We start from the raw sequence: 15,412 nt of genomic DNA, 5'->3' as shown, positions 1-15,412 counted from the left end.
GGAACGGAATATGAAAAGAATCGTACTGGCCTGTTCAGCAGGAATGTCGACCTCACTGGTGGTCACCAAGATGGAAAAGGAAGCGGAAACGCGGGGAATGGAACTGAAGATCTACGCGATCCCAGAGCAAAATTTGCGGGATGAGTTGCAGGAGTTCGGCGGCGACATTATTGCGGTTCTGCTGGGGCCGCAGGTGCGCTTCAAGCTTAACGAAAATAAAAAGCTGACGGACAGCTACCAGATTCCTATCGCGGTGATCGACCCCGTCGCCTACGGCACATTAAATGGCGCAAAAGTACTGGATCAGGCGCTGAGTTTGGTAAACTAATGCCCCACCGCCACGTCAGTACGTGGCTGGAGACGTGCCCGTTATCATTCAAGTTGCAGCTTGAAGTATGACGGGCAAAATCAGAGCGGGCCTGACGCCCGCACTCAGGGCGACAGTGCATGTAGGGTGAAAGCGTGGCGAAGGATGTGGTTCTGCAAGAGAAGAAGCAATATCAGGAAATCGGCTGTGATTTACGCCAGAAGATTCAGTCAGGGGATTACCCCGTCGGATCGCGCCTTCCTCCTGAACGCAATATTGCGGAAACCTATGGTGTTAGCCGGACGATAGTGCGCGAAGCACTACTGATGCTTGAGCTGGAAGGCACGGTCGATATTCGTCAGGGCTCTGGGGTTTATGTCTTGCGTATTCCTGATGAAGACGACACGGCAGACGGTGGCAAAAACCATATCGGCGCGTTTGAAATGCTACAGGCTCGCCAACTGCTGGAAAGCAATATTGCGGCGTTTGCGGCCCGCATGGCAACGCGGGCGGATATCGAAAACCTGCGTAAGACGCTGGAACAAGAGCAGGCCGCGATTGCCGTAAAAGATTACCGTGGCGATTTCGATCGCCTGTTCCATCTGCAAATTGCCGGTGCGACGCAAAACCAGATGCTGCTGGAAACGGTCAGCAATATCTGGGCGTGCCGTGATGATAACGCGCTCTGGCAGCAGCTTTATACCCACGTCGGGACGCAGGGCTATCGCTTGAAATGGCTGGCGGATCATCAGGCTATTCTGGCGGCGCTGCGACGTCGTGATGTGTCTGGTTCTTATCAGGCCATGTGGCAGCACCTCGAAAATGTCAAAAATACGCTGATGGAAATCTCTGACGCCGATGCGCCGGAATTTGACGGCTATTTGTTTGATTCTGTGCCGATTTTTCAGGGGAAGCTGGTGTAATCATGGCGGATATTTCTAGCGTGAAGATTGTTTATCTGGCGGATCATCCTCAGCATCAAGAGCAGGTGATTGACTGGATATGGCAGGCGTTCGGTAGTCAGAACAGCCGTGAATTCTTTGCCAGCGTGGTGCGCAATAGCCTGAACCCGGCGGCGTTGCCGCTGACGTTTATCGCGCTGGAGGGCGAGCGTCTAGTCGGGACGGTAGGGCTTTGGCGCTGCGATTTAATCAGCCGGCAGGATTTGACGCCCTGGCTGGCATCGCTGTATGTGGAAGAAAGCCAGCGTGATAAAGGGCTGGGCATCGCGCTGCAACAACACGTATTGGATTTCAGCCGCCGTCAGGGCTTCGAAGACCTCTATCTGTTCGCCACGTTTAGCGGCTATTACGAAAAACACGGCTGGCGTTATATCGGCGATGGGCTGGACTACCCGGACAAAGCCGTGCGGCTGTATCACCAGTCGCTATCAAGCTAGAAAAATGCGCGAAAAGGCGGTTGCCTTACATGATTCACCAGAATCTTACAGTTGGTTGCACTTATAGAATAACTCTTTCGATTCATCGCTGGTGAAGAGAGGTGACGATCTTTAGAGTTACAAGTCCCAGAGGTATTGATTGGTGATATATCGATGTGCTCTGTACATTGAACCATTTGATTACACCAACCTACGCGGATGCGTAGGTTTTTTTTTGCCTGAATTTCCCGCTTTCGTTATTTCCAGCCATTTTAATGCGATGTGAATACTGTGCCGTCGGCAATCTTCACGTTTAGCCGTCGCTTGAAGTATGGTGCATATGTAGTATTTTGACGTATCGCCTGGTGGTTTTTGCGCTTCAGCAAGCTGCCCGTTTATCTGTCTATTGGGAGAAGGCATGATTCATACCCTGTTACGTTGGGTGTTCCAGCGTCTGTACCGCATCCGGATCGAGGGCGACAGCAGCCAGTTTCAGCAATCCAAACTGCTCATCACCCCGAATCACGTCTCGTTCCTTGATGGCGTTTTTCTGGCGTTATTCTTGCCGATAAAGCCCGTTTTTGCCGTGTACTCTTCCATTTCCGACCGCTGGTTTATGCGCTGGCTGAAGCCTTACATCGACTTCGTGCCGTTAGACCCCACCAAGCCTCTGGCGATTAAAGGGTTAATCAAGGTGATCGAGCGCGGTCAGCCCGTCGTGGTTTTCCCAGAAGGGCGTATTAGCGTCACCGGATCGCTGATGAAGATTTACAGTGGCGCGGCGTTTGTCGCGGCGAAATCGGGGGCAACGATTATTCCCGTATGGATTGATGGGGCAGAGTTCACGCTCTTTGGTCGGTTGGCGGGCGTATTTAAACGCCGCTGCCTCCCGCAGATTACGATCACCTATTTGCCCCCGACTACATTGCCGATGCCGGAAGCCAGCAACGCCAGAGAACGCCGCGCGCTGGCCGGTGAGCACTTGCACCAGATTATGATGAAAGCGCGGATGGATACGCGCCCGCAGCACACGCTGTATCAGGCCTTTCTGGCCGCGAGAACCCGTTACGGGCGGCACTCTCCCAGCATTGCGGATATCTCCTTCAATGAAGACAGCTATCAGGGATTACTGAAAAAATCGCTGGGCGTGTCGCGCATTTTGCAGCGCTTCACCCGCGTTGATGAACATGTCGGCATGCTGTTGCCCAATGCGACCATCACTGCCGCATCCATCTTAGGGGCATCGCTGCGTAACCGTATTCCTGCCATGCTGAACTACACCGCGGGGGCGAAAGGGCTGCAAAGCGCGATGAAAGCGGCGGGGATCAAAACGATCGTCACGTCTCGCCAGTTTCTTGAAAAAGGCAAGCTGACGGATCTGCCGAAGCAGGTTAGCGAGGCCAACTGGGTCTATCTGGAAGATTTGAAAGACACCGTGACGCTGACGGATAAGCTGTGGATCCTGTTTCATCTGCTGTTTCCTGCCCGCGCGATGCTGCCGCAGAAACCTGACGATGCAGCCATCGTGTTGTTTACCTCCGGCTCCGAGGGGAATCCGAAAGGCGTCGTGCATTCCCATGACAGCCTGCTGGCGAACGTCGAGCAGATTCGCACAGTGGCGGATTTCACGCCGCGCGACCGCTTTATGTCCGCGCTGCCGCTGTTCCATGCGTTTGGCCTGACGGTGGGGCTGCTAACGCCGCTCATGACGGGCGCTCGCGTGTTCCTCTACCCCAGCCCGCTGCACTATCGCATTGTCCCGGAGCTGGTTTATGACCAGAACTGCACCGTGCTGTTTGGGACGTCAACGTTCTTAGGCAACTACGCGCGCTTTGCCCATCCGTATGATTTTGCTCGTCTGCGCTATGTGGTTGCGGGGGCAGAAAAGCTGTCTGAAACCACGCGTCAGGTTTGGCAGGATAAATTTGGTATCCGCATTTTGGAAGGGTACGGTGTGACCGAGTGCGCGCCAGTAGTGGCGATCAACGTGCCGATGGCAACGAAAATCCATTCCGTCGGCAAGCTGTTGCCGGAAATCGAATCGCGTTTGATTACGGTGCCGGGCATCACGCGCGGTGGCCGTCTGCAACTGCGCGGGCCGAATATCATGAAAGGCTATCTGCGGGTGGAAAACCCCGGCGTGCTTGAAGCGCCTGCGGCAGAAAATGCCCAAGGCGAGTTGCAGCAGGGCTGGTATGACACAGGCGATATTGTCGAACTGGATGAAAGAGGGTTTTGCACCATCATCGGCCGCGTGAAGCGCTTTGCCAAACTGGCGGGGGAGATGGTGTCGCTGGAAAGCGTGGAACAGCTGGCGGTGAAGGTGTCGCCAGAAGCGCAGCATGCCGCGAGTGCGAAAAGTGACAGCAGCAAAGGCGAAGCGCTGGTGCTATTTACAACGGACAACCAGATAACCCGTGACGCATTGCTTGCACAGGCGCGCAGCAGCGGTGTACCTGAGTTGGCTGTGCCGCGCGATATTCGCTATGTGAAAGCCTTACCGCTACTCGGCAGCGGCAAGCCTGACTTTGTCACGCTGCGCCACATGGCCGAAGAGTCCATAACCAACGCGTCGGAGCCGAATGCATGAGTCAGCAGACTGAACCCGCGACGCCTTTGCTGTCGCGCAGTATGAGCGCGGTGATTATCGCGCAGTTCTTCTCCGCGTTTGGCGATAACGCGCTGCTGTTTGCCACGCTAGCGCTGATCAAACAGCTGGTGTACCCCGACTGGAGCCAGCCGTTTTTGCAGATGGGGTTTGTCGCCGCGTACATCATTCTGGCACCGTTTGTCGGGCAAATTGCGGACAGCTTCTCCAAAGGGCAGGTGATGATGTTCGCCAATACCCTGAAGCTGGCGGGTGCGCTGCTGATTTGCGTGGGCGGTAATCCGTTTCTGGGGTATACGCTGGTGGGCATTGGCGCAGCTGCGTATTCACCAGCGAAATACGGCATTCTGGGTGAGATCACGCGTGGCGACCAGTTGGTCAAAGCGAATGGTCTGATGGAAGCCTCGACGATTGCGGCGATCCTGACCGGTTCCGTCGCTGGCGGCGTGCTGGCGGACTGGAACATTTACGGGGCGCTGTCGGTTTGTGCGGTGGCTTACGGCATAGCGCTGGGGGCGAATATGCTGATTCCTCGTCTCAACGCGGCACGACCGGGGCAGCCGTGGCATCCGGTACAGATGGCGAGCAGCTTCTTTTCCGCCTGTCGGGTGCTGTGGCGCGATGGTGATGCCCGGCTCTCTCTGATTGGGACCAGTATGTTCTGGGGCGCGGGCGTGACGCTGCGCTTTCTGCTGGTACTGTGGGTGCCGCATGCGCTCGGCATCACCGACAATGCAACGCCGACGCTGCTTAACGCGATGGTCGCCGTGGGCATCGTGGCGGGTGCGGGTGCGGCCGCTAAGCTGGTGACGCTCGATAATGTACGGCGCTGCCTGCCTGCGGGGCTCCTAATCGGCGTGGTGGTGGTGATCTTCACGCTTCAGCATAATCTCATGAGCGCCTACTCGCTGCTGATTCTGCTGGGGGCGCTGGGTGGGTTCTTTATTGTCCCGCTGAATGCGCTGTTGCAGGAGCGTGGGAAAGCCAGCGTCGGTGCGGGGAATGCGATCGCCGTACAGAATTTGGGTGAGAACGGCGCTATGCTGTTAATGCTGGGGCTCTATTCTCTGGTGGTGAAACTGAGTGTGTCGGTCATCACCATCGGGATTGGCTTTGGTGCCTTGTTTGCGCTGGCAATTGCGCTGCTGTGGGCATGGTTGATTCTGGCTAAGCGCCGCGATCGTTCCGTCGGCGCAGGTAAAGAATAAACGAATAGGAAGTAGCAATGAGTCTTATATGGCATGACTGGGATGTGGCAGACCTTAACGTGTATTCACTGCATGACATATTGGCGCTGCGCAATCAGGTATTCGTGGTCGAGCAAACCTGCCCCTATCTGGACATTGATGGCCGCGATCTGGTGGACGGCAATCGCCATATTACGGCGTACCGTGACGGCAAGCTGGCCGCCTGCGCTCGGCTACTCGCGCCCCATCCGAACAACGATGTGGTGACGATTGGGCGCGTGATTGTCGCGCCGCATGCCCGCGGGCAACATCTGGGGCACCAGTTGATGGAACACACGCTGATTGCCTGCGCGCGCCACTGGCCGCAAAAGCATCTTTTCCTGTCTGCGCAGGCTCATCTGCAAGCGTTCTACGGCGCGTTCGGCTTTGTGGTGACCGGTGAGGAGTACGACGAAGACGGCATTCCGCATATTGATATGCTGTCGGCGTTCTGAGGGATATGACGAAGCGGCGAAAGGAATCGGGAGTTGCAGCGTAAAGAAAAAACCGGCATAGCGTATTGCCGGTTTTTTGTTATTTGACGAGGGGTTAGCTAGCAGCGTGCGAGATTTTACTACCCAGTTTCTGCACATCTTGGCCAAAGCCGCGCGTGGTGTTACAGCCGCTCAATGTTGCTGTGACCAGCAACGCTACTACGATCGTTGTTATACGTTTCATCATCGTTACCCGCAGGTTGTTGATACAGAGCGTGATAGGTTTCTACTGTGTCATAACCGCAGGTAAAAATTCAATCCTCGATAGCCCTGAACCCGCTGATATTGTTTGAGATTATATTGCTGCTTATGGGTATTAGCTCTGGCCTGAGTTGGCACGGTTACTGCGCAGGGATAAATCTAACCTGACAGGCGGTTTTGTGCCAAAGTGGAAGTCGCTAACCTGATGCCATGTTTTATCTAAAAGGTGTATGTTAAAGGATGTGCCCATGTTATCGGTTTGTAGTCCTATATATGGATTAAAGATGGGAAGTGCGACTAAGGGAAACGTATGAGGGAACTCATTGAACTCATTGACCACCAAAGGTCTGGCTGGCTGACAGTACAGGAATATCTTAAAGAAGCGAGCAACAATTATGAAGTGCTTCCCTGTGACCCTATTCTCGCAGGATCTGCATTACATCAGCTTCAGGTGACGACCTTCTCCCCGCTAGGCAGTCTGGTATATGAAACGGGCGGCATCCTGATTGATAATGGCTGGTTGAGAATTTTAGGATCCGGTCACCCTCAACTGACACGCACTCCTGCTTCCTGGACGCAATCTGTAACACCTGGCCGAACATTTCAAGCACTCTTAGTTGCTGATGATGTATCCGGAGGTTTTTTTGCACTTAACGGTGGTGAATTCGGAGAAGATCGAGGCTGCGTGTATTATCTTGCACCGGACTCGCTTGAATGGGAAAACCTTGATATGAGCTATTCTGGTCTTCTGAACTGGGCTCTTCATGGAAATCTGGAACGATTCTATCAAAGCGTACGCTGGGTAGGCTGGCGTGAAGAAATTTCTGCAATGTGTGGTGACAAGGTTTACTCCTTTTATCCCTATCTGTGGACCGAGCCGAATTTGCGTATAGAACAGCGTTCACGGGCGATTGTGCCTATTGATGAGCACTGGTTATTGAGCATGAACCTACAACGTTAAATAACGAATATGCAGCGTAATTGATCTCCTCCGTTGAATAACAAACACTGTGTTAAAAATATTATGATGCGTTTTCAGAATAAGAGTGAACTTCCGCTCCTCGCTCACAATAAACCTTCAGCTCAACTAGGTCGTCCGCTTCGTGCCCAGGCTGTGTGAAAACTGCTGATCACTTTTTGGTCTAAGCAGTGGCCTTATATGATCAACAATTCTTGATAAACCCATGCAGTAACCTACTTTATTTAATAAAATTAAAATCATACGATTAAATATTGCGGGTGCAGATATGACTCACCACATTAAAGGTCAAGGCAGACATCAGGTGACATTGCTCCCTGAAGTGCTGGATGATTTTGTCACAGAAGACAATCCTGTCAGGGTTATTGATGTCTTTGTTGATGAATTACAGCTAGATGTACTTGGCTTCGAGCGTGTTAATGCAAAACAAACCGGGCGGCCAGGATATCACCCCGCAACCATGCTGAAGCTGTACATTTATGGGTACCTGAGTCGCATTCAGTCATCCCGCAGGTTAGAAAAAGAAGCCCATCGTAACGTTGAGTTGATGTGGTTACTTGAGCGATTAACACCTGATTTTAAAACCATTGTAGACTTCAGAAAAAACAATGCTAAAGGTATCAAAAATGCTTGCCGGGCTTTCATTGATCTGTGTCGGCAGATGCAGATGTTCACCGATGTGGTGGTTGCCATTGACGGGAGTAAGTTCAAGACGGTAAACAGCAAATCGAACAACTTCACGCCCCAGAAAACAAAAGGCCACATCGAAAGGGTTGAGCAAAGTATCGCTCTTTACCTGAATAAACTCGATGAAGCTGACAAGACTGCGGAGCCCGATAAAAATGCAGGTTTAACCGCTGCAAAACTGGCATGGCTGCAAAAGCGTTTGAAAGAACTCAAGCAAATTCAACAGGCCGTTGTGCAGCACCCTGATAAGCAGCTGTCACTAACAGATCCTGATTCCCGGCTAATGAAGATAAACAATGTTAACCGCCAGGTTAGCTATAACGTCCAGACTGCCGTTGATGCTAAATATCACCTGATTGTTGCGCATGAAGTAACGAATACACCAGACCGTGGGCAGCTAACCGCGGTGACAAAATTAGCGCAAGACGCTGTTGGCAAAGCGGATATTACCGTACTGGCTGATAAAGGTTATTACAGCCGGGGTGATATTAAAGCAACGCAGGACTTAGGTGCCGTAGCCTTAGTACCAAAAGGCGATACCTCTGGCGCTGACCGCAAAGGTCTTTTCAATCGTTCATTGTTCAAATATACCCGTGATCATTGAAGATGCTTGATTTTATGTGACGAGAAGATCAAGCTCATCCACTATGAAGATATTTATTACCGACGAACAGAAAGCCGAACTTGAGCACCTTCATGACACCACTCGTGATGGCCGTGTTCGTGACCGTATTAAAGCCGTCCTTCTTGCCTCAGAAGGCTGGACTTCTGCGATGATTGCGCAGGCTCTGCGTCTGCACGAAACGACGGTAAACCAGCATATCAACGATTACGTCAACACCCGCAAACTCAAGCCTGAAAACGGTGGCTCTAACAGCATGCTCAGCGCCACTCAAACAGCAAACCTCATCAGTCAGTTATCTCTGCATCTGTTCCATCATACTCGCGATATCGTGGCGTATGTTGAACAGCGCTGGGCTATCCGGTTCAGCATTCCCGGCATGAACAAGTGGCTGCACCGTCAGGGTTTCACTTACAAAAAACCAGCGGGTATACCCCATAAATTCAGTGAGCAAAAACAGAAGCAGTTCATTGAATATTATGAAAACTTAAAGAAAACGGCAGGTAATGAACCGATTCTGTTTATCGATGCAGTGCATCCGACACAGGCGACAAAGCTCAGTTATGGATGGATACGGAAAGGACATAAAAAGTCAGTGAAAACAACGGGAAGCCGAACCCGTCTGAATATACTGGGTGCGCTGAATCTTAGCGATATTGGCAACACGGTTATTCACGATGACAAAACGATTAATGACTACAACATTGCTCTTTTTTTCATAGAGATACGTAAACGTCACCCCGATTATCGGCAGAAAATCCATGTGATACAGGACGGAGCGGGTTATCACCGGACCCAATTGATTAAAGACTGGGCTTTTGTCGTGAATATAGAGCTTCACTATTTACCGCCTTACAGTCCGAATCTGAATGCGATAGAGCGCTTATGGAAAGTGATGAACGAGCATGCACGGAATAACCGCTATTTTGAAAACACGCGCGATTTTCGGAATGCGATATTCAGTTTTTTCTCAACCACGCTGCCAGAAATAGCGGACTCGCTGACATCCAGAATCCACGATCGCTTTCAGGTGCTCAAACCTGCATCTTGAGGTTTATTGGGTATATGACCAGGAAAAAGATATTTATATTTGTCCGATGGGTAGCGAGCTTCAGAACCGATTTACGGTGGTTGAGGATGGTTTAGAGCAGCAAATGTACTTTAACAATATTGCTTGTCGCGATTGCAGTCAGCGGTCAAGGTGCACCACATCAAAACGCGATCCGAGACGTATAAGGCGCTGGGTTCATGAAGCAGAAATGGAAGACATGCAAGCCAAGCTTAACGCATCACCACAAACAGCTGTAGTGCGAAAGCAAACGGTAGAGCATCCGTTCGGGACAATTAAAATGTGGATGGGAGCGACTCACTTCCTGACGCAACGGTTTAAAAACGTTAGCACAGAAATCAGTCTGCATGTGCTGGCTTATAACCTGAAAAGGATGATGTCCATCTGGGGTACCGGAGGATTGGCCATTAAGCTGCGAGAACAATGCAACTAGCGGGAGTGGCCGCATTACCCCCAAATAACAAGCCATTAGCACCCCATATCAAGCCACAAAAGCCTCATTCTGCCTCTACATACAAATCACAGCGAATACAATCAATATCAGGAATATCTTGCATCCCTAACTGAGGATAGTACTCAGATACTGCAAAAAACGAGTTTTTACACAGCCTGTGCCAGATGCGGACATTGTTAACATCAAAATCTGTCAATCAACAGGAATAGGCCAGTCAACTGGCTATGGGAGAGAAGTGACAAAAGCTGTCGCCACCAGGGAGGATTCTTGTGTGTTCGCGTTCTAAGTTACAGTTTATTGTAATGATAAATGGCGTTAATCTTAAATAATGATTAAAAATCATATGGTTATGAATGTTAAAAAATCACAAATATAAAATTCAATCATCAGTCATTAATGTATTTTTTTGTATATTAATCATATTGTTATGTTTTTTTTATTTCTCAAAAGTAAAATGGCACAGATTGTTTTGTGGTTTTTTCACGCAGATATTAGAATGCTTCTAATGTAAGTTATGTGGTCATTGGAGGTTAAGATGTTTGTACAATTTTCTTTTAAAAACTATTTGTCGTTTAAGGATGAGGCAACGCTATCGATGCTTGCCGCAAAAATTAAGTCTAAGGATAGGAATTTAGATAAAAGAGCGGTATTTAATGCTTTCCCTGATATAGACCTTTTAAAAGCAGCTGTTATATATGGGGCTAATGGAAGTGGAAAAAGTAATGTCTTTTCTGCATTATCTTTTATGAAGAAAATGGTAATCAATTCTTCAAAAGAATCACAAGCGGATGAGGATATAAATGTTCTTCCATTTAAATTAAATCCAAGATTTGAAGATGAACCATCATCATTTGAAATGATATTCATTATTAACAATAAACTTTATGAATATACGTTTGCTGCGGTTAGTGATAAAATTACATCAGAAACTCTTTCTGTAATAGAAAAAAATAAAGAAGAAGTAGTGTTATTTAATAGGAATACGAAAGAAATAAATGTCCACAAAGAATTTAAGGAAGGTATTGGTTTAGAAAAAAGAACAAGGAAAAATGCCTTGTTTTTATCCGTCTGTGCTAACTTTGATGGAGAAATTTCGAAATCAGTTATTAGATGGTTTAGGAAAATCAGAGTTATACAAGGTATGAGTGATATAGGTTATCTCCCATTCACTGTAAAACTTTTGGATGATGAAAACAAACGTAAGAAAATTAAATCAATCATTGATATGTTTGACTTGGATATCGTTAATATCTCTAAGAGCCAAGGTGATCGGGTTGAGAAAAAAGAAAGTGAACTTCTGGATGCAATTTTTACAACTATAAAAAAAGATTCAAGATTTAAAAATGTATCTTTGCCAAAGCATGATTCCTTAGGAGTCGCTACTACTCATAACCGTTTCAATGACGAAGGTGTTTTTGTAGATACCATTAATTTTGAGTTGGGTGAAAACGAATCTGAAGGAACGAAAAAACTCATTGCATTAGCTGGTCCCTTGATGGATACCTTTGATAATTCATATATCTTATTTATCGATGAGTTTGATGCAAGGCTTCATCCTTTAATTACCAAGAAAATTATTAGAATGTTCAACAGTTTAGATATTAATAAGAATAATGCTCAATTGGTAGTCGCAACACATGATACTAATCTGTTGGATAAAGATGAGTTGCGTAGAGATCAGATTTGGTTTGCAGAAAAAGACTCTTTAGGCGGCTCACATTTAAAGCAACTAGTTGAATATAAAGTTAGGAATGATGCATCCTATAGGAAAGGATATTTCGAAGGTGATTTTGGTGCTATTCCAATGTTAGGTGATTCAGATATAATTTGGGGTTCGGATTTAAATTAATTTTCCTTATTTTTGCTGAGGTTGAAAATGAAATTAAAACAAAGGAAAGTTGGCAGCAAAGATACTGAAAAAAAAGTTCTTATTGTATGTGAAGGTGCCCGCACAGAGCCATCATACTTCAAAAAATTTAAAGTAAATACAAAGTGTGAGATAGTTGGTGCTGGGTGTAATACTGTTAGTGTTGTTGAAAAAGCATTAGAAATGTTCTCTACAGGGAAGTTCAAAGAGGCTTGGTGCGTCTTTGATAGAGATTCTTTTACTAAGAAAAGAGTTAAGGATGCGCTTACGTTAGCGCGGAAAAATAATATAAATATTGCATTTTCCAATGAGTCGTTTGAATTATGGTATGTCTTGCATTTTGCATATTTAGATACGAAAATAACTCGTGGTGATTATGTAAAAGCACTTACTGGCTATTTGGGTAAACCGTACAAAAAGAATGATGAAGATATGTATCAAATATTACTTGAATATCAATATGGGGCTATTGAACGTTCGAAGCGACTTTATTCGGAAATGATGTTGCCTGGAGCTTGCGAGTGCGACTCTTACCCTTATACTACTATTCACACGTTAGTCGAAAGATTAAATAAACTAGGGCAAGAAATTGGCTATTAATTAAATTATATTACTGAAGTATTATATTAACTGGTAAAGGTATAGATTTTAAAATCTATACCTTTTCTACTGATGCCAGTTAACTAGAAGCTAAAGCTTTAGTCGGTGATTGCCCATAACTGCTTCGAATGTACATGGTAGTTGTCTTTGTTGTAACGTGGTTGAATTGTTGAAAATACAATTGAGGGGGCTTTTTTTGGGGTAATCCATTGTTAATAAATGGCTTATGTGATTCTATTATCAAATCATTACAGTAGATCACTAATTAGCCACTTTAACAGATATGTAATTTCTGCTTTTCGCTCAATGCAGTCTGTCAGATTTGATGATGTTATGTCTGCGGATCAAGTCTGAGCTAATGCAATTTATGGTCGCAGAAAGGGCTCATAGCCACTTAAGATGCCGCACACTGTCCTGCGACTGATGAAGTATTCGAACAACAATGACGCTATCTGTTTCGTACAGAAAAAATAGCGTATGTCTGACGACGGGAAATGAGTACAAGCCTAGCCCAAGTTCCCTACGTTCTATCCCTATCTTGTTGTGTCTGATAGCGGAAAAGGCGTGTTCGATGGTTTCCAGATAGGTGTTGGCGCTTTCTTCATTAAAATGCTGTAAACCGTAGAGGTAAATCGCCTCCAGATCGCGTTGCGCCAGCGGTGTTAGCTTGATTTTATCGGGTGGCTGTTCGCGTCCTGCTTCTGATTTTTTGCAAGAACTCATCTTTATTCCACTCCTGTGGCTCTCCGCTGTTTATCCCTTCAGCGAGTAAATGACGCAGCGTTTGCAGATCTGACTCCGCCTGTTTTTCCCGTAGCATTCTCAGCGCTTCCCGAATGACTTCACTTTGTGTGCGGTAATCACCTGATTCCACCAGCGATTCCACGTAATGGCGAAGTTCATCTCCAAGGTCAATTGTCATGGTTCTGGCCATTATGCCTCCAACGTTCAGATGTAAGATTTATTCTTACTAGAAGCTCGTAGCGTACTTAAAGATGAAATCGTCGTCCAGCACAAGGAAAAAGGATTTCCGCTCGGCGGACAAGAGGCGCGTGATGGAAAAGGGAGACGGCTCGAAATAAGGTTTGTAAGCATTGCAAAAGGAGAAGTAGGGTGGGAAGCAATGGGCAGGTTTTTCAGAGAAAACGTGCCCACTGAATTATCGTTACTCTTCCGCCAGAAACAGCTCTAGCAGGGAGTTCAGAAACAGTTTACCGTGCTCGGTGATTTGCCAGTGCGTGGCGGTTTCCGTCAGGTAGCCTTGCGCCAGCGCCTGATCCAACTGTGAGCGGATGCTGTGCTCGTCCAGACCGGTGTACGCTGTGAAATCCTCGCGCGGAGCGGCTTCCAGCAGGCGAAAGCGGTTCATGAAAAACTCAAAAGGCCGATCGTCGTTAGCAACATCGTGTTGTTTATCCAGATACGTGCCCTGCATATAGCCACGAGGATGGCGGACTTTTACCGTGCGCAGAATGCGGCCGTCGCTGAAAGTCAGCTTGCCGTGTGCGCCACAGCCAATCCCCAAATAGTCACCGAAGCGCCAGTAGTTCAGGTTGTGCTGGCACTGGTAGCCCGGTTTGGCATAGGCAGAGGTTTCATACTGCTGGTAGCCAGCGGCACTCAGTAGCGCGTGGCCTTGCTCGTAGATGTCCCACAGCGCGTCGTCGTCCGGCAGCGTCGGCGGGCGCGAGCTAAACAGCGTATTGGGTTCGATGGTGAGCTGATACCACGATAAATGCGGTGGGTTGAGCGCAATGGCCTGACGCAGGTCGTCCAGCGCTTCATCCAGCGATTGATCCGGCAAGCCGTGCATCAGATCCAGATTAAAGCTGCGTAATCCCAGACCGGTCGCCAGATGCGCTGCACGCTTGGCTTCGTCCGGGCCGTGAATACGCCCTAAGCGCGTCAGCTTCTGTGGATCGAAACTCTGAACGCCGATGGAGATACGGTTAATGCCCGCGCGCTGATAGCCGCTGAAACGGTCGGCTTCAACCGTACCGGGATTGGCTTCCATCGTAATTTCGGCATCCGGCGTTAACGGAATTCTCGCCCGAACGCCATCGAGCAGCGCCTGCATCGCTTCCGCGCTCAGCAAGCTGGGCGTGCCGCCGCCGATAAAGATCGAGTGCAGTTCACGACCGCTCGCTAGCGGCAAATCAGCATCCAGATCCGCCAGCAGATGATCGACATATTCCTGATGCGGCACGTCGCCTTTCAGCGCGTGAGAATTGAAGTCGCAATATGGGCATTTCTGTACGCACCACGGAATATGAATGTACAGGCTGAGCGGGGGAAGCTTAAGCATTGCGTAGCGCATCCAGCAACAGGCGCAGCGCCTGGCCGCGGTGAGACTGCGCGTTCTTCTCTTCACGCGTCAGTTCCGCTGCCGTTTTACCCAGCTCTGGCACGAAGAAGATCGGGTCATAGCCGAAGCCACCGCTGCCCGCCGCTTCATGCGTCAGCACACCCTGCCAGCTACCGTGGCAGACAATCGGCGTCGGGTCTTCAGCGTGGCGCAGATAAACCAGCACGCAGTGGAAGCTGGCGCGGCGCTGTTCGTCCGGTACGTCTTTTAGCGTCAGCAGCAGCTTATCCAGATTTTGCTGGTCGCTGGCATCCACACCCGCGTAGCGTGCCGAGTAAATGCCCGGTGCGCCGCCCAGCGCATCGACAGCCAGACCGGAATCATCGGCAATCGCCGGCAATCCTGTGATTTGTGCCGCATGACGTGCTTTCAGGATGGCGTTTTCGATAAAGGTCAGGCCGGTTTCTTCGGCGGAATCCACGCCCAGTTCGGTCTGCGCCACAATATCCAGACCGAAATCGGCCAGCAAGCTGGCGAGCTCGCGCACTTTACCGGGGTTTCCGGTAGCCAAAACCACTTTTTGCATCGTCTTGTCCTGCGTATTTATTCAATCGT

At 48.9% G+C, this 15,412-nt stretch carries 15 protein-coding genes and 2 pseudogenes; 12 read left to right on the top strand and 5 right to left on the bottom strand.

The window, feature by feature from the left end; translation table 11 throughout:
• Nucleotides 1–10 precede the first annotated feature (10 nt).
• From EO763_RS18230 to EO763_RS18205, 6 genes are all read left to right on the top strand, one after another.
• Nucleotides 11–328, top strand: a complete 318-nt coding sequence (locus EO763_RS18230; protein WP_010279152.1) for a PTS sugar transporter subunit IIB — start codon at nt 11–13, stop codon at nt 326–328.
• Nucleotides 329–462: 134 nt separating this feature from the next.
• A complete protein-coding gene (locus tag EO763_RS18225; RefSeq protein WP_130640343.1) occupies nt 463–1,230 on the top strand; it encodes an FCD domain-containing protein in 768 nt (255 codons plus the stop codon).
• A gap of 2 nt (nt 1,231–1,232) precedes the next feature.
• On the top strand, nt 1,233–1,706 hold the full coding sequence (locus EO763_RS18220) for a GNAT family N-acetyltransferase (protein ID WP_161529798.1): 474 nt from the start codon (nt 1,233–1,235) through the stop codon (nt 1,704–1,706).
• Between the two features lie 397 nt (nt 1,707–2,103).
• Complete coding sequence (gene aas, locus EO763_RS18215; protein ID WP_161529797.1) at nt 2,104–4,275, top strand: bifunctional acyl-ACP--phospholipid O-acyltransferase/long-chain-fatty-acid--ACP ligase; 2,172 nt, start codon at nt 2,104–2,106, stop codon at nt 4,273–4,275.
• Nucleotides 4,272–5,501 carry a lysophospholipid transporter LplT gene (lplT, locus tag EO763_RS18210; RefSeq protein ID WP_161529796.1) on the top strand — a complete coding sequence of 410 codons (1,230 nt, stop codon included), beginning with the start codon at nt 4,272–4,274 and terminating at the stop codon, nt 5,499–5,501. The genes aas and lplT overlap by 4 nt, the downstream gene beginning before the upstream one ends.
• A gap of 17 nt (nt 5,502–5,518) precedes the next feature.
• Nucleotides 5,519–5,974 carry a GNAT family N-acetyltransferase gene (locus EO763_RS18205; protein ID WP_010295020.1) on the top strand — a complete coding sequence of 152 codons (456 nt, stop codon included), beginning with the start codon at nt 5,519–5,521 and terminating at the stop codon, nt 5,972–5,974.
• 94 nt (nt 5,975–6,068) lie between these two features.
• Here the strand turns inward: EO763_RS18205 and EO763_RS18200 are convergent, their stop codons facing one another.
• Nucleotides 6,069–6,197, bottom strand: a complete 129-nt coding sequence (locus EO763_RS18200; RefSeq protein ID WP_039347108.1) for an entericidin A/B family lipoprotein — start codon at nt 6,195–6,197, stop codon at nt 6,069–6,071.
• 327 nt (nt 6,198–6,524) lie between these two features.
• Between EO763_RS18200 and EO763_RS18195 the strand changes: the two genes are divergently transcribed.
• The 6 genes and pseudogenes from EO763_RS18195 (at nt 6,525) to EO763_RS18170 (ending at nt 12,492) form a co-directional block, all read left to right on the top strand.
• The gene (locus tag EO763_RS18195) at nt 6,525–7,175 is read left to right on the top strand and encodes a DUF2625 domain-containing protein (RefSeq protein ID WP_161529795.1); all 651 of its coding nucleotides are present in this window, start codon (nt 6,525–6,527) and stop codon (nt 7,173–7,175) included.
• Nucleotides 7,176–7,461: 286 nt separating this feature from the next.
• Nucleotides 7,462–8,478, top strand: a pseudogene (locus EO763_RS18190) (IS1182 family transposase); the annotation flags it as partial.
• Between the two features lie 49 nt (nt 8,479–8,527).
• The gene (locus tag EO763_RS18185) at nt 8,528–9,553 is read left to right on the top strand and encodes an IS630 family transposase (protein ID WP_161529794.1); all 1,026 of its coding nucleotides are present in this window, start codon (nt 8,528–8,530) and stop codon (nt 9,551–9,553) included.
• Between the two features lie 13 nt (nt 9,554–9,566).
• Nucleotides 9,567–10,004 (top strand): annotated as a pseudogene (locus tag EO763_RS18180) (transposase); the annotation flags it as partial.
• A 556-nt stretch (nt 10,005–10,560) separates the two neighbouring features.
• On the top strand, nt 10,561–11,874 hold the full coding sequence (locus EO763_RS18175) for an AAA family ATPase (RefSeq protein ID WP_161529793.1): 1,314 nt from the start codon (nt 10,561–10,563) through the stop codon (nt 11,872–11,874).
• 27 nt (nt 11,875–11,901) lie between these two features.
• Nucleotides 11,902–12,492, top strand: coding sequence for an RloB family protein (locus EO763_RS18170; RefSeq protein WP_161529792.1), 591 nt, complete (start codon nt 11,902–11,904; stop codon nt 12,490–12,492).
• A gap of 384 nt (nt 12,493–12,876) precedes the next feature.
• On the opposite strand, the gene EO763_RS18165 is transcribed toward EO763_RS18170, so the two are convergent.
• The 4 genes from EO763_RS18165 to EO763_RS18150 form a co-directional block, all read right to left on the bottom strand.
• On the bottom strand, nt 12,877–13,215 hold the full coding sequence (locus tag EO763_RS18165; RefSeq protein ID WP_161529791.1) for a type II toxin-antitoxin system RelE/ParE family toxin: 339 nt from the start codon (nt 13,213–13,215) through the stop codon (nt 12,877–12,879).
• Nucleotides 13,166–13,426, bottom strand: coding sequence for a type II toxin-antitoxin system ParD family antitoxin (locus EO763_RS18160; RefSeq protein WP_072014018.1), 261 nt, complete (start codon nt 13,424–13,426; stop codon nt 13,166–13,168). Before EO763_RS18160 ends, EO763_RS18165 begins: the two co-directional genes overlap by 50 nt.
• 231 nt (nt 13,427–13,657) lie before the next feature.
• On the bottom strand, nt 13,658–14,797 hold the full coding sequence (hemW, locus tag EO763_RS18155; protein WP_161529790.1) for a radical SAM family heme chaperone HemW: 1,140 nt from the start codon (nt 14,795–14,797) through the stop codon (nt 13,658–13,660).
• The gene (locus tag EO763_RS18150; protein WP_039470191.1) at nt 14,790–15,383 is read right to left on the bottom strand and encodes an XTP/dITP diphosphatase; all 594 of its coding nucleotides are present in this window, start codon (nt 15,381–15,383) and stop codon (nt 14,790–14,792) included. Before EO763_RS18150 ends, hemW begins: the two co-directional genes overlap by 8 nt.
• Nucleotides 15,384–15,412 lie beyond the last annotated feature (29 nt).

Origin of the sequence: Pectobacterium odoriferum (genome assembly GCF_009931295.1) — a bacterium.
Lineage (GTDB): Bacteria > Pseudomonadota > Gammaproteobacteria > Enterobacterales > Enterobacteriaceae > Pectobacterium > Pectobacterium odoriferum.
This window is presented reverse-complemented; position numbering and strand designations above follow the sequence as displayed.

What these genes read in the sequence shown, in the direction of transcription:
- EO763_RS18230 (WP_010279152.1), top strand. Translation starts at nt 11, where the DNA reads ATGAAAAGAATCGTACTGGCCTGTTCAGCAGGAATGTCGACCTCACTG.
- EO763_RS18220 (WP_161529798.1), top strand. Translation starts at nt 1,233, where the DNA reads ATGGCGGATATTTCTAGCGTGAAGATTGTTTATCTGGCGGATCATCCT.
- aas (WP_161529797.1), top strand. Translation starts at nt 2,104, where the DNA reads ATGATTCATACCCTGTTACGTTGGGTGTTCCAGCGTCTGTACCGCATC.
- lplT (WP_161529796.1), top strand. Translation starts at nt 4,272, where the DNA reads ATGAGTCAGCAGACTGAACCCGCGACGCCTTTGCTGTCGCGCAGTATG.
- EO763_RS18205 (WP_010295020.1), top strand. Translation starts at nt 5,519, where the DNA reads ATGAGTCTTATATGGCATGACTGGGATGTGGCAGACCTTAACGTGTAT.
- EO763_RS18200 (WP_039347108.1), bottom strand. Translation starts at nt 6,197, where the DNA reads ATGAAACGTATAACAACGATCGTAGTAGCGTTGCTGGTCACAGCAACA.
- EO763_RS18195 (WP_161529795.1), top strand. Translation starts at nt 6,525, where the DNA reads ATGAGGGAACTCATTGAACTCATTGACCACCAAAGGTCTGGCTGGCTG.
- EO763_RS18185 (WP_161529794.1), top strand. Translation starts at nt 8,528, where the DNA reads ATGAAGATATTTATTACCGACGAACAGAAAGCCGAACTTGAGCACCTT.
- EO763_RS18175 (WP_161529793.1), top strand. Translation starts at nt 10,561, where the DNA reads ATGTTTGTACAATTTTCTTTTAAAAACTATTTGTCGTTTAAGGATGAG.
- EO763_RS18170 (WP_161529792.1), top strand. Translation starts at nt 11,902, where the DNA reads ATGAAATTAAAACAAAGGAAAGTTGGCAGCAAAGATACTGAAAAAAAA.
- EO763_RS18165 (WP_161529791.1), bottom strand. Translation starts at nt 13,215, where the DNA reads ATGAGTTCTTGCAAAAAATCAGAAGCAGGACGCGAACAGCCACCCGAT.
- EO763_RS18160 (WP_072014018.1), bottom strand. Translation starts at nt 13,426, where the DNA reads ATGGCCAGAACCATGACAATTGACCTTGGAGATGAACTTCGCCATTAC.
- hemW (WP_161529790.1), bottom strand. Translation starts at nt 14,797, where the DNA reads ATGCTTAAGCTTCCCCCGCTCAGCCTGTACATTCATATTCCGTGGTGC.
- EO763_RS18150 (WP_039470191.1), bottom strand. Translation starts at nt 15,383, where the DNA reads ATGCAAAAAGTGGTTTTGGCTACCGGAAACCCCGGTAAAGTGCGCGAG.